We start from the raw sequence: 25,525 nt of genomic DNA, 5'->3' as shown, positions 1-25,525 counted from the left end.
GTCGTGCACTTTCTCCAACATCTGCTTCCGCACCTTCTGGTGGCGCGCGAGTCAATGTACGGGGGACGTGCAGGCATAGCCTGTTGCGATTGATACGTCACATGCATTGAGCAAGCGCCGTTCCCCCACAGGGGAGCGGCGCTTTTTTTTATGTTTTGAAGGAATGACCCTATGAATACGACCACACTTCCCGACGCGGCCTCCCATGCTCCTCTCGTTTCCCTGCAGCAGCAGGCCCGCTGGCTGCCCGCCGACATGGATACGCCCATCAGCCTGTATCTGGGCATGGTGGGCCGGCAGGACGGCATCCTGCTGGAAAGCGCGGAGGTGGACGGCCGCTGGGGTCGCTACAGCGTCCTGGCCTGCGATATGGCCCTGTATGTCCGCTGCCGTGAGGGGCGGCTGGATCTGCGCATCGAGGACGAACGTCTTGCCCCTTTCGCCGTCCTGCAGGGGCTGCCTTTCGTGGAAGGCCTGCGCCGCCTGATGCAGGGCCTGTACCTAGAGGCCCCGGCACAGATCGATGGACTCCCGGCCATCACACGAGCCCTCTACGGCTGGGTGGGATTCGGTATGGCCTCCCTGTTCCAGCCCCGTCTGGCCGCGGTCATGCCGCCGGAAGAGGCGGAGAGCATGCTGGTGCTGCCCGGGACGCAGCTGGTCTTCGACCATCTGTACAACCGGCTGTGCCAGATCAGCCTGGGCGGACACCGCGAGGTGCTGGGCAGTCGCGGGGCGGAAGGCAGCTTCCGTGTCAGCGGTGATGTCCGTGCCGATCCCGGAGAGGAGGGCTACAAGGCCATGGTGGAAAAGATCAAGGCCATGCTGCACCAGGGCGAGGCCATACAGGTGGTGCCTTCCGTCAATTTTTCCGTGGCCTGCGAAGGGGATCCCTTTGTGCTCTACCGGCGCATGCGCCGCTACAATGCCTCGCCATACATGTTTTTCATGCGCCTGGGAGAGTTCTGCTTCTGGGGGGCCTCGCCGGAGGTCATGGTGCGCTGCGAAAAGGGGCGTCTGCAATTGTCGCCCATCGCCGGGACGCGCCGTCGCGGTCGGGACGATCTGGAAGACGCCCGGCTGGCGGAGGAATTGCGCAGCGATCCCAAGGAACAGGCCGAGCATGTGATGCTGGTGGATCTTGGGCGCAACGATCTTGGCCGGGTGGCCCAGCCCGGCAGCGTGAACCTGGAGCGTTGCATGGATGTGGAGCGTTTTTCCCATGTCATGCATCTGACCAGCCGGGTCACGGCCCGTCTGGCCCCCGGACGCGATGCCCTGGACGTGCTGGCGGCCACCTTCCCGGCAGGGACGGTGAGCGGGGCGCCCAAGGTCCGGGCCATGGAGATCATCCGCAGCCTGGAAGGCCGTGCCCGCGGGCCCTATGCGGGCTGCATCGGCTGGCTGGGGCTGGACAAGGACAGCGTGGATCTGGACATGGGCATCGCCATCCGCAGCATGTGGAGCCGCGAAGGGCGCCTGTTCTGGCAGGCCGGTGGCGGCATCGTCCATGATTCGGACGCCGCTCTGGAATGGAAAGAAGTTTGCAACAAATCAGCCATCATGCGCCTTGTGCTTGAAGAGGGTGACGACCATGTTCCTGCTCATCGATAATTACGATTCCTTTACCTACAACCTGGTCCAGGCGTTCTACGCCCTGGGGCACGAGCCCGTGGTGCTGCGCAACGACGATCCCGCCATCCTGGACATGGCCGCGGATCCCGCTCTGGAGATGGTCTGCATCTCTCCCGGGCCGGGACATCCCTCGCAGACGGGCTTCTGCCCCGAATTCCTGCGCCGCCTGCCGCACCATGTACCGGTGCTGGGCGTCTGCCTGGGCCATCAGCTGCTGGGCCTGCACGCCGGAGCGCGGGTGGATGTGGGGCCCTGCATCATGCACGGCAAGCAGTCCGAGATCGTGCATGACGGCAGCGGCCTGTTCGAAGGCCTGCCCAATCCCATGAAGGTGGCCCGCTATCATTCGCTGGTGGTCCATGCCGGAGAAGGGGAGGGCAATGCGCTGTTCACGGTGACGGCCCGCGCCCCTGAGGGCGAGGTCATGGCCCTGCAGTATCGCGACAGGCCGTGGGTGGGCGTGCAGTTCCATCCTGAATCCATCCTGACGCCGGACGGGCTGCGCCTGCTGGGCAACTTCCCGCAGGCCATCCTGCCCCGGCAGGGGCGGGACGGCGGTATGGCCGAGGTGCTGGAACATCTGGCGCGGCGGGAAGACCTGACGGCGGACATGGCGTCCCGCAGCTTCGGGGCGCTCATGGACGGCAGACTGACGCCTGCCCAGGCCGGGAGCTTCCTCATGGGGCTGCGCATGAAGGGGGAAAGCGCTCTGGAACTGGCCCACGCCACCCGGGCTGCCCTGGCCCGCGCCGTGCGCGTGGAAGGCATCTCGGGCCCGTGCATCGACGTGGTGGGGACCGGCGGTGACGGTCGTCATTCCTTCAACTGCTCCACAGCGACGTCGCTGGTGCTGGCAGGCATGGGCTACAAGGTGGTCAAGCACGGCAACCGGGCTGTCTCGTCCACCTGCGGCAGTGCCGATGCCCTGGAGAGCCTGGGCATCCCGCTGGATACCGATCCCGCGGCGGTGGCGGACATGGTGGCCAAACGCAATTTTGCCTTCCTCTTTGCCCCGCATTTCCACCCGGCATTCAAGAATATCGGCCCGCTGCGCAAGGAGCTGGGGGTGCGTACCCTGTTCAATCTGCTGGGCCCCATGATCAATCCGGCCCGGCCCAGCCATCTGCTCATGGGGGTTGCCCGGCCCGAGCTGGTGCCCCTTCTGGCCGATACCCTGTCGCAGTCCGCGCTTTACCGGGCGGCGGTGGTCTGCGGGGCCGGGAATTATGACGAGCTGACGCCCATGGGCCCGGCCACGGCCATGCTGCTGCACAACGGCAGCGTCCGGCCGCTGGAGCTGGATCCGGCCAGCTTCGGCTTTCAGAGCTGCACGCCGGAGGATCTGGCGGTGGAGAGCCGCGAAGAGGCTGTGGCAGTGCTGCGCCGTCTGCTGGATGGCGAAGGCCCGCGCCCCATGCGCGACATGGTGGCCCTCAACGTGGGGCTGGCCATCTTCCTCATGGAAGAAGGGATGCCGCTGGATGTCTGCATGGCCCGTGCCCGTGAAGCGGTGCGTGCCGGGCTGGGGAGGAGGGTCCTCCATGCTGCTTGAGCGTTTCCTTTGGGCCAAGGCGGATGAAGTGGCACGGTTGCGGCAGCAGGAAAGGAAAGGGGCCCAGCCTGTTCCCTTCAGCGGGCAGCGCGGCGACTTTGCCGCGGCCCTGCAACGACGGGAGGCCGGTGCGCCGCTGACCGTCATCGCGGAATTCAAGCAGGCTTCCCCGTCCCGCGGGCCCATCTGTCATAGCCTGACGGTGGAAGAGGCTGCCCGGCAGTATGTGGCGGCTGGGGCAGGGGCCCTGTCTATCCTCACGGAGCGGCGTTTTTTTGCCGGTGAGCTGGATTTTCTGGGACGGGCGGCTGCCTGTTGCCCGGGGACGCCCCTGCTGCGCAAGGACTTCATCTTCGATCCGCTGCAGGTGCGGGCCACGGCAGCCACTCCGGCAGCGGCCCTGCTGCTCATCGTGGCCCTTACCCCGGATGCCGCGTTGCTGCGCCGTCTGCGGGAGCAGGCGGAAAGCTTCGGCATGCAGGCCGTGGTGGAAGTCTGCGGCAGGAAGGACCTGGATCTGGCCCGGGAGAGCGGGGCGCGCATCATCCAGGTCAATGCCCGCGATCTGGATACGCTGCGGGTGGACAGGCAGGCCTGTCTGGAACTGGCACGGCAGTACCCGCCGGAACAGGGGGAGATCTGGATCGCTGCCAGCGGTATGGATCGCCGCGAGCATCTGGAAGAAGCCGCCCGGGCCGGATTCTCCGCCGCTCTGGTGGGGACGGCCCTCATGCAGGAAGGGCAGCCCGGTGCCGCGCTGCGGCGGCTGCTCCGCGGCCGGGAGGAAGGGCATCATGCTGCTTAAATTCTGCGGTTTGCGGCGGCAGGAAGATGTGACGCTGGCAGCCCGGCTGGGGGCCACGCATTGCGGCTTCGTGTTCCATGCGGGCAGCCCCCGTTGCGTGGATGCCGTGACGGTCTCCCGCCTGGAGAGCGGGGACATGGTGCGTGTGGGCGTCTTCACCGGGCAGGACAGTGACGAGATAGCCCGCATCATGCGGCTGGCGCGACTGGACATGGCCCAGCTGCATGCAGACCAGTCCGTGGACTGTGCCCGTCAGCTGGGGGCGGAGCGGGTGATCCGGGTGCTGTGGCCGCAACGGTACGGTGATACGGCCGCTCTGGACGTCGCGGCGGGACAGTATGCCGACAGCTGTGCCCTGTACCTGCTGGATGCCGGCAGGGCAGGCGGCGGCAGTGGGCACACGCTGGACTGGGAAAAGCTGGGTGGTCTGCACCTGCCCCATCCCTGGCTGCTGGCCGGGGGTATGTCGCCCGCCAACTTCCGCCAGGCGCTGACGGCGTGTCGTCCGGACGGCGTGGACTGCAATTCCGGCGTGGAAGGTGCGCCGGGGCAGAAGGATGCCCGGGCCATGACGGATATGGCCCGCCTTGTCGAAAAAGTTTTTCGGGATGCTCCGGCAGATCCTTCCAGACGGGCCTGACGGCCTGATCCCGGCAGGGCTGGAGAGCCGGACGGATAAAAGTTATAAAATACGATACAGTTCAGATATAGTGGAGAACGACCATGAAGAAAGGCTATTTTGGCGAATTTGGGGGATGTTTCGTTCCTGAGTTGCTGATGCCGCCGCTGCTGGAAGTGGAAGCCGCCATGCGGGACATCATGCCGACGCAGCAATTCCAGGACGAGTTGCAGGATCTGCTGCATAACTATGCGGGACGGCCCACGCCCCTGACCTTCTGTCCGCGTCTTTCCGAAGAACTGGGCTTTGAACTGTGGCTCAAGCGTGAAGACCTGCTGCATTCCGGCGCCCACAAGATCAACAACACCCTGGGGCAGGCCCTGCTGGCCAAGTATATGGGCAAAACCGCCCTGGTGGCCGAGACCGGCGCCGGGCAGCACGGTGTGGCCACGGCTGTGGCGGCCGCCCGCCTGGGCATGAGCTGCACCATCTATATGGGGGCGGAAGATGTGGAGCGGCAGGCGCCCAACGTCATGCGCATGCGCCTGCTCGGGGCCACCGTGCATCCGGTGGAAAGTGGTTCGCGTACGCTCAAGGATGCCATCAACGAGGCCCTGCGTGCCTGGATCGTCAGCCAGCAGACCACGCACTACTGCTTTGGGACGGCTGCGGGACCGCATCCCTTCCCCACGCTGGTGCGCATGTTCCAGCAGGTCATCGGGCAGGAAGTGCGGGAACAGATGCTGGCCCGTGCCCAGCGCTTACCGGATGCCGTGGTGGCCTGCGTGGGCGGCGGTTCCAACGCCATCGGTCTGTTCCATCCTTTCCTGGAGGACGAGCGCGTGCGCATCATCGGGGTGGAAGCCGCCGGTACGGGCGAGCCGGGTTGCTTCAATTCCGCGCCGCTCAATCTGGGCAGCCCCGGCGTGCTGCACGGCAACCGTACCATGCTGCTCCAGAACAGTGACGGCCAGATCGAGCCTTCGCACTCTGTTTCGGCCGGGCTGGATTATCCCGGCGTGGGGCCGGAGCATGCCTTCCTGCACAAGACGGGCCGTGTGCGCTATGTGATGGTCCGTGATGCCCGCGCTCTGGCCGCCTTTGAAAAACTGTGCCATGCCGAAGGTATCCTGCCCGCCCTGGAATCTTCCCATGCTCTGGCCTGGGTCCTGGACCATCCCGAAGAGTTCGAGCCCGGCAGCAAGGTGGTGGTCAACCTCTCCGGCCGGGGAGACAAGGACCTGGCCATCGTGCGCAAAGCCCTGAACCTGCCGGAAAGCGGGGACATCTGCTAGCGCTATCCGCGGAATAGAGCCTCCGGCACGGACGGGCAGGGGTGCCGCAGCGGGGAAGATACATCCCCCGCGTACATGGAGAGGAGAAACAGCCCCATCCCCCTGCTGTCGTTCGGAAAAGACCGGCAGAGAGCCATATAACAACAGCCATAACGGGAGCGGTCGTCAACGGCCGCTCTGGGAGTTCGTCATGCATATCCTTGAAGAAAAGATCCGTGCGGCCCGTGCCGCCGGACGTCATGCCCTGATCCCCTTCGTGACCTTCGGTTTTCCGGATGAAAAACGCTTCTGGCCCGCTCTGGTGGAACTGGATGAGAGCGGGGCGGACATCATCGAGATCGGTGTCCCTTTTTCCGATCCTGTGGCCGACGGCCCTGTGGTGGAGGAGGCCTCGCGCCGGGTGCTGAGCGACGGTGTCTGTCTGGAACGGATCATGGCAGAGCTGAAGTTGCGTGCCGGTGTCTTCCGTGCGGGCATCGTCCTGATGGGCTACCTGAACCCCTTCCTGCAATATGGTCTGGAAAAGCTGGCTGTGGAGGCCCGCGAAGCCGGTGTGCATGGTTTCATCATCCCGGATCTGCCCTTTGAGGAATCCGGGGACATCCGCCGCATCTTCGCCGCACAGGGCCTAGCCCTGATCGCTCTGGTGGGTCCCAATACGCCGGAGGAACGAATGCGCTTGTATGCGGACGTCAGCGAGGGGTACGTCTATGTGGTCTCGGCCATGGCGACCACGGGACAGCGCGCCCGTATGGAAATGCAGGTGGCCGAAACCTTGCAGCGGGCCCGCTCCGTATTCCACCTGCCGCTGGCGCTGGGCTTCGGTCTGGAGCAGCCGGAACAGATGCAAGGGCTGCCTCCGGATACCCTGCCTGATGCCGTGGTCTTCGGCAGTGCTCTGTTGAAGCACCTGGATGCAGGAAAGCCAGCGGCCGAATTTATCGCACGCTGGAAGTAACTTTTAGGTATATATTGTTTTTTCAGAATAAGGTGAGGGCAGTATCGCGAGTTGCCCTCACCGGAAAAGAGGAGCCATCTCTGTCAGAGCAGGGACGGCTCCTTTTTTAGGGAGTTGTGAATTTTTTATTGACATTGAAATTCTTTTTCAATTAAGTTGGATCTGCAGCAAGTGGGTGCTGAGCATGAAAACAAGATAAGGAGCCATATATGTGCGTCACTCTCATCGGCGGAATGGACAGACTCAAGCAGGACTATATTGCCGCTGCCCGTCAGGGGGGAGCAACCCTTAAATGCATCAGCCGTAACGAACGAAATTTTGTGGATAAGATCGGCAACCCTGATGCCATCATCGTGTTCACCAACAAAGTCTCGCATGAAGCCAAGCGCAAGGCTCTGCTGCATGCCCGCTCCCGCAACATCCCCATCCATCTGGTGCACTCCTGCGGAGTGTCCAGTTTGCGTGATTGTTTGTCGTCTTAATAAATATTGACATTCATTTTCAAGTTGGATAGGGTTCGGGAAATGAAATTCGTTTTTTCGAACCCTTACCTTTGTTTCGCCAATTAGTCACACAAGGCCTCAAAGAGGAGTTTTTGGAATGAGTGCTGAAGCCCGGTTTGATGGTGGTCAGGGGAAAATGGCCACGGGAGCGTTGCGGATCGCTCTGGCAGGCAATCCCAACTGTGGCAAGACCACGGTGTTCAATGCCTATACAGGCGCGCGGCAGCATGTGGGCAACTATCCCGGCGTCACGGTGGACCGCAAGGAAGGTCATGTGCGCCACGGCAACGCCGACATCACCCTGGTTGACCTGCCCGGGACCTATTCTCTGACCGCCTATTCCATGGAAGAGCTGGTGGCTCGTGCCGAACTGGGCAGCGGCGATGTGCAGGCCGTCATCAACGTGGTGGACGCTTCGGCTCTGGAGCGTAACCTGCTGCTGACCGTACAGATGATGGAGATGGGCCTGCCTGTGGTACTGGTCTGCAATATGATGGACGAAGCCCGCAAGGCCGGTGTGCATATCGACATGGAGCGCCTGTCCAGGATGATGGGTATTCCTGTGGTGTCCGCTGTGGCCCGTACCGGTGAAGGTCTGCAGCAGGCCCTCGGCGAGGCGGTGCGTCTGGCTGGCGAAGGTCAGCGCCGGGTGCTGGAACTCAATTACGGCGCGGACATCGACGAAGGTCTGCGTGCCATGCGTGCCATCATCAACCGTGAAGGCCTGCTGAAAAAGTACGCGGCCCACTGGATCGCCGTGAAGCTCATGGAAGGTGATGCCGAGATCCGCAAGGAAGTGCACCAGGCCAGCAGCGAGGCCGCGGCGGAACTGGATGCCGTGCGCCGCAAGGTGGCCGAACACATCCGTACCGGGCATAATATTTCCATGGAAGCCTACATCACGGATGCCCGCTACGGGTACATCCGCGGGCTGCTGCGTGACGGCGTGGTGCGCCAGGATGCGGGCAAGGACCGTCTGGCCCTTTCCGACAAGCTGGACAAGGTGCTGACCAATGCCTTTTTCGGCCCGCTCATTATGCTGGCCGTGCTGTATGGCCTGTTTTATGTGACCATCGAGGTCGGCGCCTACCCTCAGGGCTGGGTGGAAGACGGTTGCGCCGCGCTGGGCGAATTCTTTGCCGGGATCATCCCTGAAGGGGAGCTGCAATCCCTAGTGGTGGACGGCATCATCGGCGGCGTGGGCGGCGTGCTCAGCTTCGCGCCCCTCATCGTCATCATGTTCGCCCTCATCGCCTTCCTGGAAGACAGCGGCTACATGGCGCGTATCGCCTATATGATGGACCGCATTTTCCGCGCGTTCGGTCTGCACGGCGCCTCTGTCATGCCCTACATCATCGCGGGCGGCATCGCGGGCGGCTGCGCCATTCCCGGCGCCATGGCCACGCGTACCCTGCGCAGCCCCAAGGAAAAGCTGGCGACCCTGCTGACCCTGCCGTACATGAGCTGCGGCGCCAAGCTGCCCGTGTTCCTTCTGCTGGCTGCGGCCTTCTTTGGGGATCAGGCCCCGACGGTGATGATGCTGGTCATGCTGTCCGGCTGGGTCTTTGCCCTGCTGGTGGCCCGTCTGCTGCGCTCCACCATCATCAAGGGGGAGGCGACTCCCTTCGTCATGGAACTGCCTCCCTATCGTCTGCCCACCCTGTTCAGCGTGCTCATGCACTGCTGGGAACGCACCTGGATGTATGTGAAGAAGGCCGGTACCGTGATCCTGGCCATCTCCATCATCATCTGGGCCGGTCTGACCTATCCCAAGCTGGATGAAGCCGAATCGGCCAAGTTCGACACGCAGATCGAGCAGCTGACGTCCCAGATGGAAGCCCTGCCTGCCGAAGACGAAGGCCGCGCTGCTCTGGAAGAGCAGATCACCAAGCTGGAAGAAGAGAAGGGCGCTGCCGAGCTGGCCTACAGCTATGCCGGTCGCCTGGGTAAGGCCATCGAACCCCTGACCCTGCCTGCCGGTTTTGAATGGCGTACGGACATCGCCCTGCTGGCCGGTGTGGCGGCCAAGGAAGCCGTGGTCTCCACCATGGGCACGGCTTACTCCCTTGGTGATGTGGATCCCGAAGATGCCCAGAGTCTGGGCCAGCTGCTGCAGAACAATCCCAACTGGAATAAGGCCACGGCCCTTTCCCTGATGCTTTTCGTTCTGCTGTACTCGCCCTGCTTCGTCTCCCTGGTGGTGATCCAGCGTGAGGCCGGGGGCTGGCGCTGGCTGATCTTCAGCATGGTCTTCAATACGCTGCTGGCCTTTGCCGTCTCCGTAGCAGCCTACCAGATCGGTCTGGTTGTCTGGGATTAGCCCCATACAAGCTGAACGTCCGGCGGCAGGTATCATTCGCCGCCATATGGGAGGGGCTTTCTGGAGCCCCTCCTTTTTTATGTCCGTGGCTGTGAAAGAGGGAGCCTGATCCGGTCCACAATAGGCGGGACCGGCGCTGGTCCCCTAAAGGTGCGGCATGAGAATGGCCGCCGTGCTTATAAGACAGGGATGGAGACCAACAGCACGGTGCGCACCTGGCTATCTTGATCCTCCGCCGGGAGAGGGCTGTATCCTGCCTTGACAAAGGCTGCGGAGCACGGGCATTATCCCCACGATGGGGCATTCTCTGATCCGGCGGACATGCGGTCCGCAGACGATGGACGCGCGCGACCCGGTGGTCAGGCTGTGTGCGAAACGGGGTGCCCGGATTCACGACGAGGCCGTTTCGTCCGTATGCGGTACGCCGTGGCAAAGAGCAGACAAAGGAGTGTTCATATGTCCGCTGACTGGAGCAAGGGCGTTGAAGAACTGGTGCAGGCCTGGCAGAGCGATCCCCTGAATGCCCGCGCGGCCTTCCTGGCGTATCGTGACTATCTGGTGGGGCTGGAAAACGTTTCGCTGGAATTCAAGGCCCGTCCGGGCGTCAGCTATTCGCTGCGTGCGCGCAATGCCGCCCAGAAACGGCGTGAGCTGTTCGTTCTGGTGGACGTGGTGGATGACGAGCCTGAAAGCCGCTGGCTGTCGGTCTGCTTCTATGCCGACATGATCCAGGATCCCGACGAGCTGGGCGACTATGTACCGGCCGGCCTCATGGGTGAGGATGCCTGCTGCTTCAATCTGGATGAAGACGACGATGCCATGCGTGCCTATATCGCTGATCGCATCGCCGAAGCTGCCCGCAGCGCGGCGGAGGGCAAGGAGTAGCCCCGTATGACGACAGGCCGGTATGTGGCCCTTGATTTTGAAACTTCCGGCTATGCGGCCCACAGCGCGTGCGCTGTGGGCCTTTGCCGCATCGAGGACGGCGCGGTGACGGACAGCTTTTACAGCCTGATCCGTCCGCCGTCCTCTCGTGTGTTGTTCACCCATGTGCATGGCCTGACCTGGTCCATGCTGAAAGATGCTCCCACCTTCACGGAACTGTGGTCGCAGCTCGTTGCCTTCATGGAAGGCAGCCATGCCATCTTGGCCCACAATGCCGGATTCGATCGCAGGGTACTGCATGCGTCCTGCCAGGCGCTGGGCCTTGTGCAGCCGCAGCTGCCGTTTTTGTGTACGCTCAAGGGAGCGCGCCGCAGCCTGCCTCTGGCATCGCGGGCGCTGGACAGCGTTTGCGACTACTTCGGTATCCCGCTGGATCATCATCATGCGGGGTCCGATGCCCGGGCCTGTGCGGAGATCTATTTGCGCCTGCGTGGCCTTGGCGTCACGGATGGCCAGATGAAATTGTAACGACGTTCAAACAGCGCAGACAGGAGGCATCCCCCGGGGGATGACCTCCTTTTTTTATTACTGAAGGTTGGCGAACGGGACACGGGCGGATGGGAGAAGCCGCGCGACCGTATGGAGAGACAGAGAACCGGGAGGGGATATGGATATCGTGCATGTCCGTAGTCATAAAAAAGCCTGGTTGCCGCTCTTGCTCATAGGGGATGAGAGCGAAGCCATGATAGACCGTTATCTGGAACGCGGGGAGCTGTTCGTCCTTCATGATCCCGATGCCCGGGGGCTTTGCGTCGTGACCCGTGAGAGTGAAGGCGTGGTGGAGATCAAGAACCTGGCCGTGGCAGCCGCCTGGCGCAGACGCGGTTACGGCAGGGCGCTGATAGAATTTGTCTGTGCGCGCTATGCCTCGTCCTGCCACAGTGTGCAGCTGGGAACAGGAGAAGTCCCATCGACGCTGGCATTTTACCGGGCCTGTGGTTTTGTGCCGTTTGACCGCATCCCTGACTTCTTTACCCGCAACTATCCCCGACCCATCGTGGAAGAGGGCATTCGCTTGCGTGATATGGTGTACCTGCGGCGCCAGCTGTCTGTCGGGAGATAGGCAGGGAACGTGGACTTGGGTCAGGGACAGCGTGCGTCATTTTTTTGAATATTTATGTGAAGTCTTTTGATAAAGATGTTTAATATATTGTAATTAATGACTATTTATGAATGGCATCCTCTTTGCTAAGTATATATGGATACAGGTATCCATGGGGGAAATTTGGCAGTGTCGGGCAGCATGCAGGAGCGTCACAGAGCGACAGGGCGTACACGGCAAGCCGCGTTTGCGGCTGTCGGGTTCGTGTCTTTGCTTCTGGCCGTACTTCTTGGCTGGTTGTCCCTGCAGGGGGAAGGCGGGTGTAGCGGAGATAACGATGCGGCCGTCCTTCGCCATGAGCGGGAGACCATGCTGGCCCGGCAGCTGGAACAGTTCTCCTGCATCCGTCAGGCGCGGGTGCAACTTGCTCCCCAAAGCTGGCAGCCCGGAGCGGTCATCGTCCTGGAGCCTGCGCGACCGGAAGCCATGCCGGATGCCGCAGCTCTGGACAGGATGCTGGATACCCTGGCCTTGATACCGGATGCCCCGGACAAGCGCCATGTCCTCGTCTTCGATACGGAAGGACGGCGCCTGTATCCTGATCATGAGACAGACGAGACGGCCCGCCGGGAACAGGAAGTGGCGCTTGAGCGACAGGCCCTGCGGGTCTTGCGGCCACTGCTGGAAGGCAACGGCAGGGCAGAGGTCCTCGTCAGTCTGGATGGGGCAGAAAAGGAAAAAGGCCGGACAACGGGACGTCGTACCATCTCGGTATTGCTGGAAGAAAATGCCGTCCCGGAAACAGTGCGCCCGCATCTTGAGAGCCTGCTGGGGCAGGCCTGTGCGCTGGAAGAGGGGAGGGGAGATGCCCTGCGGATCTGTTTCCTGCCTGCCAGACGGAATGCGGCTGTCCTGCGGGGGCTGGCTCTTACCTTTGCCGTGCTGGCTCTGGCCGGTATGGCTGCATTCTTCCGGGCACGTCGTCGGGCCTCTGGCCCATCTGCCGATCCCGAAGTCCGTTTTGAGGAAAAACTGCCGTGTGAGGCAGGAAGGGACGGCAAAGCGGCAGAGGATGCCGAGAGTCTGCGTCGGCAGCTGGAAACCTCTCTGCGCGAGCATCCCGGGCAGGGGGTGGCCCTGCTGCGGCACTGGCTGACACAGGAAGATACAACGCCGGAAGGGGCAGCAGGAGGGCGGGAGTCATGCAACTGACAGGCAGCCAGCGGTGTGCGGTCTTCCTTCTGGCCATGGGCGAAGACGTGGCTACGGACATGCTGGGCCGCATGCAACGGCAGGAAGTTGCCCGGATAACGGAAGCCATGGCCAGCCTGCCGCACGTCCCCGAAAGCGAAGTACGGTCCATCTTGCGGGAGGCCCGGATATTTCTTGAGACGCAGGCCGACGGCATCTGTGCGGACAGGGCCCTGGCCGGTCGCCTGCTGGCGCACTGTCTTGGCGAGCGCGAGGCGCGGGAGACCATGCGCGCCTGGGGCCCGGCGGAGTCGGCACGGCCGTTCGAATCTCTGGAGCGGATGAGCCCGGGGCAGCTCTATCAGCTGCTGCGGCAGGAACATCCCCAGACGCTGGCACTGGTCCTTGGCCATCTTTCCGCTTCCCAGGCGGCGGGCCTGCTCATGCGTCTGCCGACGGACATGCGCTCCCTGCTGCTGGAGCATATCGGCGGGCTGGCCCCGGTGGATGCTGACATCCTGGATGAGATGGACAGTGTGCTTGCCCGGCAGGCTGCGGAAAAATCCGTGCAGGACTGGCGTCCCGGCCTGCAAGTGGCAGCGGAGATCGTGGCGGCTGCGGGCAAGGATGCGGCCAGGGAGCTGCTGGCCGATCTGGAACGGCACGACTCCCGCCTGCCGTCGCTGTTGGGCAGGATGGTGCACTGTCCTGAAGACTGTTTGAAATTGGAGGACGGTCTGCTGGAAGAGGCACTGGAGGAAACGTCCGGTGAAGCTCTGGTCGGGGTCTTGGATACCTGCGGGCCTGCCGTGCGTACGGCCCTGCTGGAGCATGTCCCGGAGGCACGGCGATCCGCCATCGAGCGGCGTCTCCGCGAGGGGGAGACATCTCCGGGACAGTCTGCGACATATCGTGAAGATTTTTTGCGCCGTGTACGCCATTTGCAGGCAGAACGCCTGCAGGCGGATCTGGATGCGGCAAAAGCCGCCGGATCGAGGACCGGATCATGAAAAACAGCCCGGAAGATCATCTTCCGGGCTGTTTTTTTTTCAATGTTCAGGCAACCTATTTGTCCAGGATCAGGGCATTGGCCTCGCAGCTGCGGTCACTGGCCAGCAGACCGTTTTCCTGCAGATAGCGTTTGCCCTGGGCGGCAAAGTCGGCATGGCTGATCTCTTTGGGGATGCCGGGACAAAAATCCTTGGCCAGATGCAGGCTGACGGGGTCTTCTATATTGCCCCGGAAAAAAGGCCAGGCTTTGCAGATGGAAGGCTTGCCTTCATGGACGATGCAGCCTTTGCCTTCCCGGAAGAAGATGCAGTAGCCGTCTTCGCCCACGCGGATCTTGAGTTTGGTCCCCACATATTCCCCAAACTGGCGTATCACCTCTTCCTCTTCCATGCGGAGAGTGGCGCAGAGCCGCTTCAGGTCGGAGGGGCTGACGACGATACCGCCTTTCCCCTTGCAGCAATGGCCGCACATCTTACAGGAAAAGGCCTGGGTTTCTTGGCTCATTTCGATATCCTCAGGATTATTTTTGCAAAGTGAGCAGGCGGGCGTGTTCGACCATGAGGCAGAGATCCTCCACCACCAGGATCTGTTCAGGCTCCAGCAGGGCACGAGCCTCGGCAGAGCGGATGCCCTCCTGCATCCAGAAGCAGAGGGGCTTCCAGGGCAGGGCCAGCACTTCCTGCGCATGGGCGGGGCAGTACTGGGGAGCACGGAAAAGGTCGATGATGTCCACCGGCTGGGGCAGGGACGCCAGATCGGGATAGGCCGTCAGGCCCCAGACGGTCTTGCGGACAGGGTGCACCGGAAAGATGGTATAGCCCTTGTCCAGCAGATAGCGGCCCACTCTGTCCACGGGCTGCCCGGCTTTGTCCTTGGCGCCTACGATGGCGATGCTGCGGGATCGCTGGAGTACGTCCCGGATGGCGGTAAACGAAAGCATCCTTGCCTCCATAAGGGATTGCCCCGACATAGCCGACGGGGGAAGACGACTATACGGGCTGACAGGGGCAAGCGCAAGCCTGGGCTCCGTCTTGATGAAAACTTGCGCCCTGTCGCGATATCAGGCCTGGTGGGCCTCCTGGGCGGTCGCTGCAGGTGTCGCAGGAGCGGCACAAATGACCGGCTTGACGGCAAAGAGCTTGTCCGTTTTGCCGAACAGGTAGAGCAGATCCCCGGCTTCCATGACGAAGTCGGCAGGCGGGGAGGCCACTACCTCCTGTTCGCTGCGGGCCACGGCCACCACGGTCACGGCGTATTCCCGGCGCAGGTTGCTCTGGGCAAGGCTGAGGCCGCACAGGGGGGAGCCTGCCTCCAGCCGCATGGTCTGCACTCCCATTTCGGGCAGACGGCTGGCAACGCTTTCCAGACTGTCCGCAGCACTGCTCATGCGCCGGATCATGCGGTAATTCTGCTGGCGCAGGCGGGCGGAGAAAGCGTCGATATCCTGACGAGGCACCAGATACTGGGTCAGCACCTGGTTGAACACCTCGATGGAGGTCTCGAATTCCTCGGCGATGACCACATTGGCTCCCAGGCGGCGCAGCGGGGCGACCTCGGTGATGAAGCGGGTGCGGGCCACGATGTAGAGGTCGGGGTTCATGCGCCGGGCCTCCAGGGTGATGGCACGCACGGCCGCCGGGTCGGAGATGATGATGGCCAGGACACGGGCCGTGTAGACGCCCAGATGCTCAAGGATGACAGGCTGGGAGGCGTCCCCGTGCGAGATGGGCTCCTTGTTCTTGTAGCGGCTCACGGTCTCGGGGTTCATCTCCAGGATGGTGTAGGGGATGCCGGATTCCTTGGCCACCTGGGCCAGGTGCTTGCCGCTGATGCCGAAGCCCACGATGATGAGATGATCCTTGAGGGTACTGGCCTTCTGCTGCTCTGCTTCCGGGCTGGAGGCTTCCTTGCCGCGTCCCCTGGTCAGCAGGGCGGCGGCGCGGGGGGCCAGATTAATGAGGAAGGGCGTGAGCATCATGGTGATGACGCTCAGGGCCAGGAAGGACTGGTAGCCGATGTCGTTGAGCAGACCGGCGGCCAGGCCGGAGGCGGCCAGCACGAAGGAAAATTCACCGACCTGCGCGAGGCAGAGGGAGGTCTGGATGGCCGTGCGCAGCGGGTACCCCTGTACCAGGACGGCGGGCATGGTCAGCAGGCTCTTGATCAGGATGAACAGCAGGGTGTTGAACAGGATGGCCCAGATGTGCTGGAGGAAGAAGGAGAGATCCAGCATCATGCCCACGGAGATGAAGAACAGGCTCATGAAGACGTCACGGTAGGGCATGATGCCCGAGATGACGCTCATGCTGTACTGGGAACGGGCCAGCATCAGGCCCGCCAAAAAGGCGCCCAGCGAAAGGGAAAGGCCCAGACTGTGGGTCAGCAGCGCCATACCGAAACAGGTGCCCAGGGTCGAGAGGAAGAGCAGCTCTCGCGAGCGGGTGCGCATGACCGCTTCCATGAAGCGGTTGAGTCCCAGATGCGCGGCCAGCAGCACGGCCCCGAGGATGCCGCCCACCTTCAGCACCGACAGCAGCATGTCCAGGGGCGCCATGTGGAACTGTCCGGACAGCAGGGGCACGCAGAGCATCATGGGCGCGACCATGATGTCCTGAAAAACAAGGATGGCCAGAGAAAGACGCCCCGTCGGCGTGCTGGTGATGCCTTTCTGCTGGAAGATCTGCAAGACGATGGCCGAAGAGGACAGGGCCACGAGACAGCCCCAGAAAATACCGCTGGGCAGGCTTGTCCCGTCCAGAAGGGCGGTGAGGCCGGCTATGGCCAGGACCGTCAGGCCGATCTGCAGGCTGCCCCCCAGGAAAACGGGGCGTTTCAGGCGGCTCAGAGCCTCGCCGGACAGTTCCATACCGATGGTGAACAGCAGCATGGCCACGCCCAGCTCCGCCACATCGCTGATGGACTGGCTGTCCACGATGCCCAGCAGGGAAGGCCCGCACAATACGCCGGTCAACAAAAATCCTACGGTTGCCGTCAGCTTTATCTTATTGCATACAAGGTTGACGACGATGGAAAGCAGGAAAATGATGACCAGTTCATCGAGCAGTTCAAAATGCATTTGTACCTCCGGTGCAGGTGCGAACCCGCACGGCATGCGTCGGTCCCGGACCGGTTGGGCATGCCGTTTGCAGGGGAGCTATCATAAAAAAAGGCGGCCAAAGCCGCAAGGGAGTACCTATGGACTTGTTTGAAGCGATCAGGACCCGGCGCAGTATCCGTTCCTTCACCGACGACCCCGTCAGTCAGGAAGATATGGACCGCATGTTGGAGGCCGCCATGTGCGCTCCCAGCGCCAACAACCGCCAGCTTTGGCATTTTGTCGTGATCCGCGACCGCGAGATGCTGCGCAAGGTGGCGGAGGTCCATCCCTACGCCAAGATGGCGGCAGGCGCAGCCGCGGCCGTCATCATCTGCGCCGATCTGAACGAAGAGAAGACCCCCGGGTTCTGGGTCCAGGATTGCTCGGCGGCCACGCAGAACTTCATGCTGGCGGCGCGTGCCCTGAACATCGGCACGGTCTGGTGCGGCCTGCATCCCATCGAGGACAGGGCCCGGCCGTTTCGCGAGATCTTCCACATGCCGGAGAACATCCGTCCCCTGAGCCTGATCGTGCTTGGGCATACGGATCAGGAATTCAAGACTCAGGAACGCTTCCGCGCTGAGCGCATCCATAACGAGGACTGGTAGACAGGCCTTTCGCGCACGTGTTTTTGTGTGTGATGCAATGAAAAAAGCCCGGCATTGGCCGGGCTTTTTTCATTGCTGTTTGGAAGGGAGCGTTAGCAGACGCCCTGAGCGATCATGGCATCGGCCACCTTGCGGAAGCCGGCGATGTTGGCACCCAGCACCAGGTTGCCGGGCTGGCCGAATTCCTTGGCGGTCTCGGCAGCATTCTTGTAGATGTTGCCCATGATGTCCTTCAGCTTGCCGTCGACGGTCTCGAAGGTCCAGCTCTGCATACCGGCATTCTGCTGCATTTCCAGCTGGCTGGTGGCCACGCCGCCGGCGTTGGCAGCCTTGGCCGGGCCGTAGGCGATACCGGCTTCCAGGAAGGCGTGCACGGCTTCCAGGGTGGAAGGCATGTTGGCGCCTTCGGCCACGCACTTGCAGCCGTTGGCCAGCAGGGTCTTGGCGTCAGCCAGGTTCAGTTCGTTCTGGGTGGCGCAGGGGAAGGCGGCGAAGCAGGGCACGGACCACACGGCATTGCGGCCTTCGGGGTATTCGGCCACAGGGGTGTGCTTGGCGGTGGGCACCAGTTCGGCGTAACGGGTCAGGGAAGCGCGTTCCACTTCCTTCACCTGCTTGAGCACGTCGACCTTGATGCCTTCGGGATCATAGATCATGCCGCGGGAGTCGGACACGGTGACGGGCTTGGCGCCCAGCTGGAGCAGCTTTTCGCAGCAGTAGGTGGCCACGTTGCCGGCACCGGAAACGGCGCAGACTTTGCCTTCCAGGCTTTCGCCGCGGTCTTCCAGCATGTTCTGGGCGAAATACACGGCGCCGTAACCGGTGGCTTCCGTACGGGCCAGAGAACCGCCGAAGAGCAGGTTCTTGCCGGTCAGCACGCCTTCGTAGCTGCGGGTCAGACGCTTGAACTGGCCGAACATGTAGCCCACTTCGCGGCCGCCCACACCGATGTCACCGGCGGGCACGTCGATGGTGGCACCGATGTGACGGTGCAGCTCGGTCATGAAGGCCTGGCAGAAGCGCATGACTTCGGTCTCGGACTTGCCCTTGGGATCGAAGTCGGAACCGCCCTTGCCGCCGCCGATGGCCAGACCGGTCAGGGAGTTCTTGAAGATCTGTTCGAAGCCCAGGAACTTGAGGATGCCCAGGTTCACGCTGGGATGGAAGCGCAGGCCGCCCTTGTAGGGGCCGATGGCGGAGTTGTACTGCACGCGGTAGCCGCGGTTGACCTGGATCTCACCCTTGTCGTCCACCCATTCCACGCGGAAGCTGATGATGCGTTCGGGCTCGGTGATGCGCTCGAGGATCTTGTACTTTTCGTACTTGGCGTCTTTGTCCAGCAGGGGCTGGAGGGTCATCAGCACTTCTTCCACGGCCTGGAGGAAGACAGGTTCACTGGCGTACTTCTGTTTCAGGCCTTCAATGACTCGTTGAGCGTAAGACATGGGTGCACTCCTCTGTGCTCTGTGTGCGCATAGCGCAAAAAACGTTGAATCCTGCCTTATAAAGGCAGGAATTTTTTTTACGCAGTTTCTCCGAGCCTTGCAATACGTTTTTCGGCGCTCAGTGGGAGTTTTCAGAGGGGCAGGCGTCGTGGCGGCGCATTCTTTTAAGGTCACGGAGGGGCGGCTCGCCAAAAAGGCGCTTGTACTCGCGATTGAACTGGGCCGTGCTTTCGTAGCCTACAGCCAGCCCCGCGCTGCCCGCATCCATCTCGCCGGCCAGCATCAGACGCTGGGCCTCATACAGACGCAGCCGCTTGTGATACTGCAGCGGGCTCATACCCGTGACTTCCTTGAAATGCCGGTGGAAGGTCGATGTGCCCATGTTGACCTGGCGGGCCAGCTGGCTCACCAGCAGGGGCTTGCGGTAGTTTTTGCGGAGCCAGTCCGTAGCCAGGGCGATGCTGTTGGCCTGGGTGCCGTGGGTATTAAGCTGGCGCAGCCCGGCGCCCTGCGGGCCGATGAGCAGCAGGTAGTGGATCTCGCGGATGACCAGCGGTGCAAGGATGGGGATCCGTTCCGGCGTGTCCAGTAGGCGGGCCAAACGCAGGAAAGCGTCCAGAAGTTCAGGGCTGGTCGTGCCCAGGCTGACACCGCTGTCCGGGCGGGCGGCAGGCGGGACGGCCTCGGCCAGTTCTTTGACCATCTGGCCGGTCAGGCTCCTGTCCAGCTCCAGCGACATGGCCAGGAAGGGGTGGTCATGGCAGGCCTGGAGGACGCGGAAGGCGTTGGGCATATCGATACCCGTGACCAGACACTGGCCCTCCCCGTAATGGATCTCCCGGTCCCCCAGCATGGCGATCTTTTCTCCTTGCACGATGATGGATGCCGAAGGCTTGCCAAGACAGGTCGTGGTGGTATGGCAGGTCTCGAGCCTGCGCGTGACCAGTCCGGGCACGGGGCTGTCGTACGTGCCCGTGCGGGGCATGTGCTGGAGCAGGATCTCCTTGATGCGGGCATTGATGCGGAGCAGTTCAGCGTGCGGATCGAGCATGGGAACATCCTTAGAGGAAAAAGGCTGCAACAACTTTGAATATAAACAACTTGTCGTAACCTGAACAGCGGAAGAGAGGATCTGGCAAAAAAAGAGCATAAATGTATCGCCTGCGGAGCAGACTGGCCGATTATGCTGCCATACCAAGGCGGAAAGCAGGCTGCAATGGCGTGTATGGACGCCATGTCGGGCCGAACGTGTACCGGCATGTGCCTTGTGTATTGTCCGAAAGTTTTTTTTGAGGCACAGTGGCTGGAAGCGACGTAAGCCCGGGCATCCCGCCCGGCTGCAAGTTCTTCAGGAGGAAGCATCATGAAGTTTTCCCGTATGGCCAGCCTGGTATGCCTGCTGTGCCTGTTCCCGTTCTCCATCCCCGTCCAGGCTGCGGACAGCCTGAAGATCTCCAGCACCATCGGCCCGGTGGATGCCGGTATCCTGCCGCTGCTGGCCGATACCTTCAGCAAAAAGACGGGTATTGCCATCAGCATGGAAAAAGCCGGGACCGGTAAGACCCTGAAAAAGGCGGAAAGCGGTACCTTCGACCTGGTGATGGTTCATGCCCGCAAGCTTGAGGACGCCTTTGTCGCTGCCGGTTTCGGCGTGGATCGCCGCGATGTCATGTACAATGACTTCGTCATTCTGGGCCCTGCCGGTGACCCGGCGGGCATCAAGGGCATGAAGAGTGCTGCCGAGGCCTTTGCCACCATCGCCAAGGCCGGTGCGCCCTTTGTCTCTCGCGGGGACAAGTCCGGCACCCACGTCAAGGAAATGGACATCTGGCAGGCTGCCGGTATCCAGCCCGCAGGCGCGTGGTATGAGGTCTATGCCGACGGTGCCAAGGGCAACAAGGCCACGACGCTCTATACCGATAAGAAGCAGGCCTACACTCTGATGGACCGCGCCACCTGGCTGACCCTCAAGGATACGGTCAAGGTCGTGCCGCTGGTGGAAAACGATCCCATCATGCTCAACCTCATCGCCATCATCCGGGTCAATCCCGACAAGTTTCCCCAGGTCCACAAGGATGCGGCCCTGAAGTTCGCGGACTGGCTGGTGGGCGATGAAGCCCAGACCATCATCCGTGATTTCGGCAAGGGCAAGTACGGGCAGCCCCTGTTCTTCCCCAATTCTGACCAGTGGAACGCCAAGCACGGCAAGTAATGCCTGACGGCAGGGGAGCTCCCATCCGGGGGTTCCCCGTTTTCCTGGAGCGAAGGCCTGTCTGGCTGCCATATGTAATCCGCCACGGATGCTCTTATCTGGTGGCGGTTGCGGCAAATCATGATACAGCGCTTGCGGAAGATTTTCGCTTTTTTTGCCCGGGCCTTGACCGGGCAGGCGGGATGCGGCACTATCGTGGATAGTGAAGTCCATAAAATTCAGTATATTGACTGAAAAAATTTCAATCAGTGCAACAGGAGGGCTGCATGAAACGTCTGACCGTCATTGGTGGTGGCCCCGGCGGCTATACGGCGGCTTTTGCCGCTGCCCGCGCGGGCATGGAAGTCACGCTGGTGGAGGCTGCCCATCTGGGCGGGACCTGCCTCAATTCCGGATGCATCCCCACCAAGACCCTCAAGGCTTCGGCCGAAGCTCTGGAGACAGCCCTGCGCCTGGCCGAGTTCGGCATCACCTGTGAAGGGACGCCCCATGTGGACCCGGCCGCCGTGCTGGCCCGCAAGGAAAAGGTCGTCGGTATCCTGCGCGGTGGTCTGGAAAAGGCCTGTGCCCGTCTCAAAGTGCGCCTGTGTACTGGCCATGGCAGGGTGCTGGATGCACGTCAGGTGGAAGTGACCATGACCGACGGCAGCGTGGAAGTGGTGGAGAACGACGCCCTCATCCTGGCGACCGGCTCCCGAGTGGCGGAGCTGCCCGGTCTGCCTTTTGACCACACCCACATCCTGAGCAGCGATGATGCCCTGCAGCTGGACCGTGTGCCGCAGCGCCTGATCATCGTGGGCGGTGGTGTCATCGGCTGCGAGATGGCGTTCATCTACCGTGCCTTCGGCGCGCAGGTGACCGTGGTGGAAGGACAGGACCGTCTGCTGCCCATGCCGTCCATGGATGCCGATGTCAGCACTCTGCTGCAGCGCGAGATGAAAAAGCGCCGCATCGCCTGCGAGCTGGGCCGTACCCTCAAGGACGTGCGGGTGGAGGAGGGCGTGGTCCGTGCCACGCTGACGGTCTCTCCCTTTGTGGACAAGCCCACGCCCGCCCAGCAGAAGGAAGTGTCAGTGGAAGCCGACATGGTGCTGGTGACCGTGGGCCGTTGCCCGGCCACGGAAGGCCTGGGGCTGGCCGAAGCCGGTATCGAGACCGACCGCCGCGGCTGGGTCGTGGTGGACGATACGCTGAAGACCTCCCTGCCCGAAGTGTACGCCATCGGTGATTTGCTGGGGCCCTCCCGTGTGATGCTGGCCCATGTGGCGGCCATGGAAGGCCTGTGCGTGGTGGAAAGCCTGTGCGGCAAGCCGCGCGCCATGCGCTATGATGCCGTGCCCTCCGGCGTGTTCACCTCGCCCGAAGTGGGCAGCGTGGGCCTGAGCGAGCAGCAGGCCCGTGAACAGGGCCTGGACGTGCGTTGCGTCACCTTCCAGATGCGCGAGCTGGGCAAGGCTCAGGCCATGGGCGAGCTGCCGGGCTTCTTCAAGCTGGTGGCCGCTGCGGATAGCGGCCGTCTGCTGGGGGCGCACATCGTGGGCGCCCATGCCTCCGACCTGGTGGCGGAAGCCGCTCTGGGCGTGGCCAACGGCCTGACCCTGGAACAGGTGGCCCATACCATCCATGCCCATCCCACGCTGGCCGAAGGCCTGTACGAGGCCGCGCTGCTGGCGCAGGAGGCATAGGGGCTCCATGCACTGGTTGTTGCTCCTGCTGGCTATCGGCTCGGAGATCGTGGCCACCTCGGCATTGAAGGAAACGCAGGGATTCACCCGCTTGTTGCCGTCGTTGCTCTGCATCGGCGGCTACGCCCTGGCGTTCTACCTGCTTTCGGTGGTGGTCAAATATGTGCCTGTGGGTATAGCCTATGCTTTGTGGTCAGGCATAGGTGTGGTCATCGTTTCCCTGGTGGGCTGGTTCTTCTTTCACCAAAAACTGGACCTGCCGGCCATGATCGGGCTGGGTCTCATCATTGCCGGAGTGGCGGTCATGCATCTTTTTTCCAAAAGTATGGAACTGTGACGAAGAGGGCGGCAGGAAACATCCTGCCGCCCTTCCTTTTTAAGGGGACTGAATCCTTTGGGGGTCGGGCTATCACTCCTCACCAAAAGGGCCGATAGATGCCTGCTGTCTCCTGTTTGCCCCAAGCGGCGGGGCACAGGAGAAAGCAGAAGATCGTTCCGCAGAAGACTTCCTCTTAGGCAGGCAGCAGGCCCGCCTTCCGCAGCCAGGATTCCACCTGCTGGCGGGCACCGTCCACACGGCTGCCGCGTATGGCCAGCCCTTCGCCTGTCTTCGCGGAAGGGCAGAGGCGGCGCAAGTCGGCAGGAGCGCTGCCGAGGCCGGAGCCTTCGTGCGTGATGAAGGGGATGAGCGTTTTTCCGTCCAGGGCAGCCGTAGACAGGAAGGTGCGCACCGGTCCGGCAAAGGTGCCCCACCAGCTGGGCGATCCCACGAGGATGACGTCATAGCGGCTGACCATATCCAGCGGATTTTTCAGCGGCGGCAGGAAACCCTGCTGCTTTTCTTTTTTTGCCTGGCTGACGACCGTATCATAGTCGCGGGGATAGGGGGTGACGGGCTCCAGATCCAGCAGGTCACATCCGGTCAGGGCCTGGATGTGCCGGGCGATGGTACGTGTATTGCCCGTATGGGAATAAAAGACGACAAGCATGCGTTGTGCCTCCTGCGTTTGAGGGGCAGCGTGGCCCGTGCCCGGAAGGAACAGGCCGCCTGCGAGGGATGCGAGGGCCATCAGGATCTGACGGCGTCCGTTGTTGTACTTTTCCATGCTGCTCTCCTTTATGCTCAGCGGCCGGCGTACTGGCTGTCGGTAACAGGTTCCAGCCATTCCACGACCTTGCCGGGCTCTGTTTCTTCACAGATGGAGATATGCGTCATGGCACTGCCGGGAGCGGCGCCGTGCCAGTGCTTGACCTTGGCAGGGCAGATGACCACATCCCCGGCCCTGATCTCCTGGATGGGCTTGCCCCATTCCTGGGTCAGGCCGACCCCGGCGGTGACGATGAGCACCTGTCCCACAGGATGGATATGCCAGTGGGAGCGGGCGCCGGGTTCAAAGGTGACGCTGCCGCCGCTGGAACGCATGGCGTTGTTGGCGGCATACAGGGGATCGATGCGCACGGTCCCGGTGAAAAAGCGGGGGGAGCCCTTGATGAGCGTTTGTTGTCCGCAGCGGATGATCTCCTGTCCGGGCTCCCGGGCGGATACTGTGGAAGGGGCGGTGGTGCAGACAGCGGCAAGCAGGCCGCCGCAAAGGGCAAGCAGGGAAACGAAACGTCGCATGACATGACCTCCTGTCAGGACAGGGAAACAAGATCGTAGCGGGCATGGCCCATGCCCAGGGTCTCCATATATTCCAGCTGGCGCAGGCCGCTGCGGCTTTCGATGCGCTCCACAAGATCGCGGCGCTGCTGTTCGGGCAGGGCGTAGACCATGTCCACCGAAGCCTGGTCCACGGCCAGCAGGTCGGTGGATGCCAGGATGCCGATATCCGGGGCGGTCGGTTCGGCGGCGCTGGTCCCCGCGCAGTCACAGTCCACGGACATGCGGCGCAGAACATTGATGTACGCCATATGGCCCTTGAAATGGGTGGTGATGGCCTTGCCGCCCTCCACCATGCGTTCCATGAACAGCGGTCCGCCCGCCCACAGGTTGGTACCGTCGCTGTGCAACTGTGCCTTGCCTGTTTTACCGGAGGCGCAGCCGATGGCGATATTCTTGAGCGAACCGCCAAAACCGCCCATCACGTGGCCCTTGAAGTGGGTCAGCACCAGCATGGAGTCGTAGTTGAGCAGGTTCTTGCCCACAGCCACTTCCTTGAGGTGACGTCCGCCGGGGATGGGCAGGGAGACTTCGCCGTCGGCATCCATGATGTCCACCGGGCAGAAGGTCCAGCCGTTGGTCCGCAAGGTCTCGCGATGGCCTTCCGTGGTCTGGCGGGGGCTGGGGTAGAGGACGTTGCATTCCACGATGGTGCTGCCCGGGATGCGGGCTTGCAGGGCCCGCACCATGTCGCGCGGCAGGATGTTGGGGCCGTGGGGTTCACCGGTATGGAGCTTGATGGCGATGCGCCCCTGCAACGGGGCACAGACCTTTTCATAGATGCGCAGCAGGCTCTCCGTGGTGATCTCGGGCGTGAAGTACACGGTGGCCTTATCCTCTGCGGGTCGGGCTTGCAGCGGCAGACTGTGGACAGCCAGGGAGCCCAGGGCAAGGCTGCCCGCCTTGATGAACTGTCTCCGGTTCACAGACATGGCATTTCCT

General features: G+C 62.4%; 25 protein-coding genes. 17 read left to right on the top strand and 8 right to left on the bottom strand.

The annotated features are described in order from the left end of the window. Positions 1 to 171 precede the first annotated feature (171 nt). The 13 genes from ACQRBR_RS01675 to ACQRBR_RS01615 all read left to right on the top strand — a co-directional run bounded on the left by ACQRBR_RS01675 (position 172) and on the right by ACQRBR_RS01615 (position 13,875). Positions 172 to 1,614, top strand: coding sequence for an anthranilate synthase component I family protein (locus ACQRBR_RS01675; protein ID WP_427812137.1), 1,443 nt, complete (start codon positions 172 to 174; stop codon positions 1,612 to 1,614). After that, on the top strand, positions 1,595 to 3,187 hold the full coding sequence (gene trpD / locus ACQRBR_RS01670) for an anthranilate phosphoribosyltransferase (protein ID WP_303880422.1): 1,593 nt from the start codon (positions 1,595 to 1,597) through the stop codon (positions 3,185 to 3,187). The genes ACQRBR_RS01675 and trpD overlap by 20 nt, the downstream gene beginning before the upstream one ends. Next, on the top strand, positions 3,177 to 3,992 hold the full coding sequence (locus ACQRBR_RS01665) for an indole-3-glycerol phosphate synthase TrpC (RefSeq protein ID WP_303880421.1): 816 nt from the start codon (positions 3,177 to 3,179) through the stop codon (positions 3,990 to 3,992). Before trpD ends, ACQRBR_RS01665 begins: the two co-directional genes overlap by 11 nt. Continuing rightward, the gene (locus tag ACQRBR_RS01660; protein WP_303880419.1) at positions 3,982 to 4,632 is read left to right on the top strand and encodes a phosphoribosylanthranilate isomerase; all 651 of its coding nucleotides are present in this window, start codon (positions 3,982 to 3,984) and stop codon (positions 4,630 to 4,632) included. The genes ACQRBR_RS01665 and ACQRBR_RS01660 overlap by 11 nt, the downstream gene beginning before the upstream one ends. Before the next feature lie 83 nt (positions 4,633 to 4,715). Continuing rightward, entirely contained in the window at positions 4,716 to 5,906 is a 1,191-nt protein-coding gene (gene trpB, locus ACQRBR_RS01655) for a tryptophan synthase subunit beta (RefSeq protein WP_204626237.1), read from the top strand. 190 nt (positions 5,907 to 6,096) lie between these two features. Further along, positions 6,097 to 6,864: a tryptophan synthase subunit alpha gene (gene trpA, locus ACQRBR_RS01650; protein ID WP_303880418.1), complete on the top strand. Its 768-nt coding sequence runs from the start codon at positions 6,097 to 6,099 to the stop codon at positions 6,862 to 6,864. Positions 6,865 to 7,073: 209 nt separating this feature from the next. Continuing rightward, positions 7,074 to 7,346: a DUF2325 domain-containing protein gene (locus ACQRBR_RS01645; RefSeq protein ID WP_204626239.1), complete on the top strand. Its 273-nt coding sequence runs from the start codon at positions 7,074 to 7,076 to the stop codon at positions 7,344 to 7,346. A 118-nt stretch (positions 7,347 to 7,464) separates the two neighbouring features. Then, on the top strand, positions 7,465 to 9,687 hold the full coding sequence (gene feoB, locus ACQRBR_RS01640; protein ID WP_427812136.1) for a ferrous iron transport protein B: 2,223 nt from the start codon (positions 7,465 to 7,467) through the stop codon (positions 9,685 to 9,687). A gap of 456 nt (positions 9,688 to 10,143) precedes the next feature. After that, on the top strand, positions 10,144 to 10,572 hold the full coding sequence (locus ACQRBR_RS01635; RefSeq protein WP_168935790.1) for a hypothetical protein: 429 nt from the start codon (positions 10,144 to 10,146) through the stop codon (positions 10,570 to 10,572). A 6-nt stretch (positions 10,573 to 10,578) separates the two neighbouring features. After that, complete coding sequence (locus ACQRBR_RS01630; protein ID WP_427812135.1) at positions 10,579 to 11,100, top strand: 3'-5' exonuclease; 522 nt, start codon at positions 10,579 to 10,581, stop codon at positions 11,098 to 11,100. A 139-nt stretch (positions 11,101 to 11,239) separates the two neighbouring features. Then, positions 11,240 to 11,695, top strand: a complete 456-nt coding sequence (locus tag ACQRBR_RS01625) for a GNAT family N-acetyltransferase (protein WP_427812134.1) — start codon at positions 11,240 to 11,242, stop codon at positions 11,693 to 11,695. A gap of 243 nt (positions 11,696 to 11,938) precedes the next feature. Beyond that, complete coding sequence (locus tag ACQRBR_RS01620; protein WP_427812133.1) at positions 11,939 to 12,886, top strand: hypothetical protein; 948 nt, start codon at positions 11,939 to 11,941, stop codon at positions 12,884 to 12,886. Continuing rightward, positions 12,877 to 13,875 (top strand): hypothetical protein, encoded by a 999-nt coding sequence (locus ACQRBR_RS01615; RefSeq protein WP_427812132.1) that lies wholly within the window; start codon positions 12,877 to 12,879, stop codon positions 13,873 to 13,875. The genes ACQRBR_RS01620 and ACQRBR_RS01615 overlap by 10 nt, the downstream gene beginning before the upstream one ends. 55 nt (positions 13,876 to 13,930) lie before the next feature. On the opposite strand, the gene ACQRBR_RS01610 is transcribed toward ACQRBR_RS01615, so the two are convergent. The 3 genes from ACQRBR_RS01610 to ACQRBR_RS01600 all read right to left on the bottom strand — a co-directional run bounded on the left by ACQRBR_RS01610 (position 13,931) and on the right by ACQRBR_RS01600 (position 16,952). After that, complete coding sequence (locus ACQRBR_RS01610; protein WP_168935795.1) at positions 13,931 to 14,380, bottom strand: YkgJ family cysteine cluster protein; 450 nt, start codon at positions 14,378 to 14,380, stop codon at positions 13,931 to 13,933. Positions 14,381 to 14,396: 16 nt separating this feature from the next. Further along, positions 14,397 to 14,816: a CoA-binding protein gene (locus tag ACQRBR_RS01605; RefSeq protein WP_204625569.1), complete on the bottom strand. Its 420-nt coding sequence runs from the start codon at positions 14,814 to 14,816 to the stop codon at positions 14,397 to 14,399. A 120-nt stretch (positions 14,817 to 14,936) separates the two neighbouring features. Beyond that, complete coding sequence (locus tag ACQRBR_RS01600; protein WP_321127702.1) at positions 14,937 to 16,952, bottom strand: cation:proton antiporter; 2,016 nt, start codon at positions 16,950 to 16,952, stop codon at positions 14,937 to 14,939. 119 nt (positions 16,953 to 17,071) lie between these two features. Here ACQRBR_RS01600 and ACQRBR_RS01595 point away from each other — a divergent pair, with 119 nt between their 5' ends. After that, the gene (locus tag ACQRBR_RS01595; RefSeq protein ID WP_427812131.1) at positions 17,072 to 17,581 is read left to right on the top strand and encodes a nitroreductase family protein; all 510 of its coding nucleotides are present in this window, start codon (positions 17,072 to 17,074) and stop codon (positions 17,579 to 17,581) included. 92 nt (positions 17,582 to 17,673) lie between these two features. Here ACQRBR_RS01595 and gdhA read toward each other — a convergent pair whose 3' ends face one another. Both gdhA and ACQRBR_RS01585 read right to left on the bottom strand, forming a co-directional pair. After that, positions 17,674 to 19,026, bottom strand: a complete 1,353-nt coding sequence (gene gdhA, locus ACQRBR_RS01590; protein WP_303880406.1) for an NADP-specific glutamate dehydrogenase — start codon at positions 19,024 to 19,026, stop codon at positions 17,674 to 17,676. A 118-nt stretch (positions 19,027 to 19,144) separates the two neighbouring features. After that, on the bottom strand, positions 19,145 to 20,077 hold the full coding sequence (locus ACQRBR_RS01585; protein ID WP_427812130.1) for an AraC family transcriptional regulator N-terminal domain-containing protein: 933 nt from the start codon (positions 20,075 to 20,077) through the stop codon (positions 19,145 to 19,147). Positions 20,078 to 20,389: 312 nt separating this feature from the next. On the opposite strand from ACQRBR_RS01585, the gene ACQRBR_RS01580 reads away from it, so the two are divergent. From ACQRBR_RS01580 to ACQRBR_RS01570, 3 genes are all read left to right on the top strand, one after another. After that, positions 20,390 to 21,238 (top strand): substrate-binding domain-containing protein, encoded by an 849-nt coding sequence (locus ACQRBR_RS01580; protein WP_427812129.1) that lies wholly within the window; start codon positions 20,390 to 20,392, stop codon positions 21,236 to 21,238. A gap of 266 nt (positions 21,239 to 21,504) precedes the next feature. Further along, the gene (gene lpdA / locus ACQRBR_RS01575; protein ID WP_427812128.1) at positions 21,505 to 22,923 is read left to right on the top strand and encodes a dihydrolipoyl dehydrogenase; all 1,419 of its coding nucleotides are present in this window, start codon (positions 21,505 to 21,507) and stop codon (positions 22,921 to 22,923) included. Positions 22,924 to 22,930: 7 nt separating this feature from the next. Beyond that, the gene (locus tag ACQRBR_RS01570) at positions 22,931 to 23,260 is read left to right on the top strand and encodes a DMT family transporter (protein WP_301967422.1); all 330 of its coding nucleotides are present in this window, start codon (positions 22,931 to 22,933) and stop codon (positions 23,258 to 23,260) included. Positions 23,261 to 23,435: 175 nt separating this feature from the next. Here ACQRBR_RS01570 and ACQRBR_RS01565 read toward each other — a convergent pair whose 3' ends face one another. The 3 genes from ACQRBR_RS01565 to ACQRBR_RS01555 all read right to left on the bottom strand — a co-directional run bounded on the left by ACQRBR_RS01565 (position 23,436) and on the right by ACQRBR_RS01555 (position 25,515). After that, on the bottom strand, positions 23,436 to 23,912 hold the full coding sequence (locus tag ACQRBR_RS01565) for a flavodoxin (RefSeq protein WP_240937740.1): 477 nt from the start codon (positions 23,910 to 23,912) through the stop codon (positions 23,436 to 23,438). 134 nt (positions 23,913 to 24,046) lie between these two features. Further along, entirely contained in the window at positions 24,047 to 24,544 is a 498-nt protein-coding gene (locus tag ACQRBR_RS01560) for a (R)-mandelonitrile lyase (RefSeq protein ID WP_427812127.1), read from the bottom strand. Positions 24,545 to 24,558: 14 nt separating this feature from the next. Then, positions 24,559 to 25,515 carry a DUF362 domain-containing protein gene (locus tag ACQRBR_RS01555; protein WP_204673736.1) on the bottom strand — a complete coding sequence of 319 codons (957 nt, stop codon included), beginning with the start codon at positions 25,513 to 25,515 and terminating at the stop codon, positions 24,559 to 24,561. Positions 25,516 to 25,525: the final 10 nt, after the last annotated feature.

This window comes from Desulfovibrio sp. SGI.133 (assembly GCF_050313955.1).
Classification (GTDB): domain Bacteria; phylum Desulfobacterota; class Desulfovibrionia; order Desulfovibrionales; family Desulfovibrionaceae; genus Desulfovibrio.
The sequence above is the reverse complement of the archived record's forward strand: the minus strand, read 5'-3'. Positions and strand labels throughout refer to the sequence as shown.

Excerpts from the sequence above, each read along its gene's own strand:
- ACQRBR_RS01675 (WP_427812137.1), top strand. The coding sequence starts at position 172 with ATGAATACGACCACACTTCCCGACGCGGCCTCCCATGCTCCTCTCGTT.
- trpD (WP_303880422.1), top strand. The coding sequence starts at position 1,595 with ATGTTCCTGCTCATCGATAATTACGATTCCTTTACCTACAACCTGGTC.
- ACQRBR_RS01665 (WP_303880421.1), top strand. The coding sequence starts at position 3,177 with ATGCTGCTTGAGCGTTTCCTTTGGGCCAAGGCGGATGAAGTGGCACGG.
- ACQRBR_RS01660 (WP_303880419.1), top strand. The coding sequence starts at position 3,982 with ATGCTGCTTAAATTCTGCGGTTTGCGGCGGCAGGAAGATGTGACGCTG.
- trpB (WP_204626237.1), top strand. The coding sequence starts at position 4,716 with ATGAAGAAAGGCTATTTTGGCGAATTTGGGGGATGTTTCGTTCCTGAG.
- trpA (WP_303880418.1), top strand. The coding sequence starts at position 6,097 with ATGCATATCCTTGAAGAAAAGATCCGTGCGGCCCGTGCCGCCGGACGT.
- ACQRBR_RS01645 (WP_204626239.1), top strand. The coding sequence starts at position 7,074 with ATGTGCGTCACTCTCATCGGCGGAATGGACAGACTCAAGCAGGACTAT.
- feoB (WP_427812136.1), top strand. The coding sequence starts at position 7,465 with ATGAGTGCTGAAGCCCGGTTTGATGGTGGTCAGGGGAAAATGGCCACG.
- ACQRBR_RS01635 (WP_168935790.1), top strand. The coding sequence starts at position 10,144 with ATGTCCGCTGACTGGAGCAAGGGCGTTGAAGAACTGGTGCAGGCCTGG.
- ACQRBR_RS01630 (WP_427812135.1), top strand. The coding sequence starts at position 10,579 with ATGACGACAGGCCGGTATGTGGCCCTTGATTTTGAAACTTCCGGCTAT.
- ACQRBR_RS01625 (WP_427812134.1), top strand. The coding sequence starts at position 11,240 with ATGGATATCGTGCATGTCCGTAGTCATAAAAAAGCCTGGTTGCCGCTC.
- ACQRBR_RS01615 (WP_427812132.1), top strand. The coding sequence starts at position 12,877 with ATGCAACTGACAGGCAGCCAGCGGTGTGCGGTCTTCCTTCTGGCCATG.
- ACQRBR_RS01610 (WP_168935795.1), bottom strand. The coding sequence starts at position 14,380 with ATGAGCCAAGAAACCCAGGCCTTTTCCTGTAAGATGTGCGGCCATTGC.
- ACQRBR_RS01605 (WP_204625569.1), bottom strand. The coding sequence starts at position 14,816 with ATGCTTTCGTTTACCGCCATCCGGGACGTACTCCAGCGATCCCGCAGC.
- ACQRBR_RS01600 (WP_321127702.1), bottom strand. The coding sequence starts at position 16,952 with ATGCATTTTGAACTGCTCGATGAACTGGTCATCATTTTCCTGCTTTCC.
- ACQRBR_RS01595 (WP_427812131.1), top strand. The coding sequence starts at position 17,072 with ATGGACTTGTTTGAAGCGATCAGGACCCGGCGCAGTATCCGTTCCTTC.
- gdhA (WP_303880406.1), bottom strand. The coding sequence starts at position 19,026 with ATGTCTTACGCTCAACGAGTCATTGAAGGCCTGAAACAGAAGTACGCC.
- ACQRBR_RS01585 (WP_427812130.1), bottom strand. The coding sequence starts at position 20,077 with ATGCTCGATCCGCACGCTGAACTGCTCCGCATCAATGCCCGCATCAAG.
- ACQRBR_RS01580 (WP_427812129.1), top strand. The coding sequence starts at position 20,390 with ATGAAGTTTTCCCGTATGGCCAGCCTGGTATGCCTGCTGTGCCTGTTC.
- lpdA (WP_427812128.1), top strand. The coding sequence starts at position 21,505 with ATGAAACGTCTGACCGTCATTGGTGGTGGCCCCGGCGGCTATACGGCG.
- ACQRBR_RS01570 (WP_301967422.1), top strand. The coding sequence starts at position 22,931 with ATGCACTGGTTGTTGCTCCTGCTGGCTATCGGCTCGGAGATCGTGGCC.
- ACQRBR_RS01565 (WP_240937740.1), bottom strand. The coding sequence starts at position 23,912 with ATGCTTGTCGTCTTTTATTCCCATACGGGCAATACACGTACCATCGCC.
- ACQRBR_RS01560 (WP_427812127.1), bottom strand. The coding sequence starts at position 24,544 with ATGCGACGTTTCGTTTCCCTGCTTGCCCTTTGCGGCGGCCTGCTTGCC.
- ACQRBR_RS01555 (WP_204673736.1), bottom strand. The coding sequence starts at position 25,515 with ATGTCTGTGAACCGGAGACAGTTCATCAAGGCGGGCAGCCTTGCCCTG.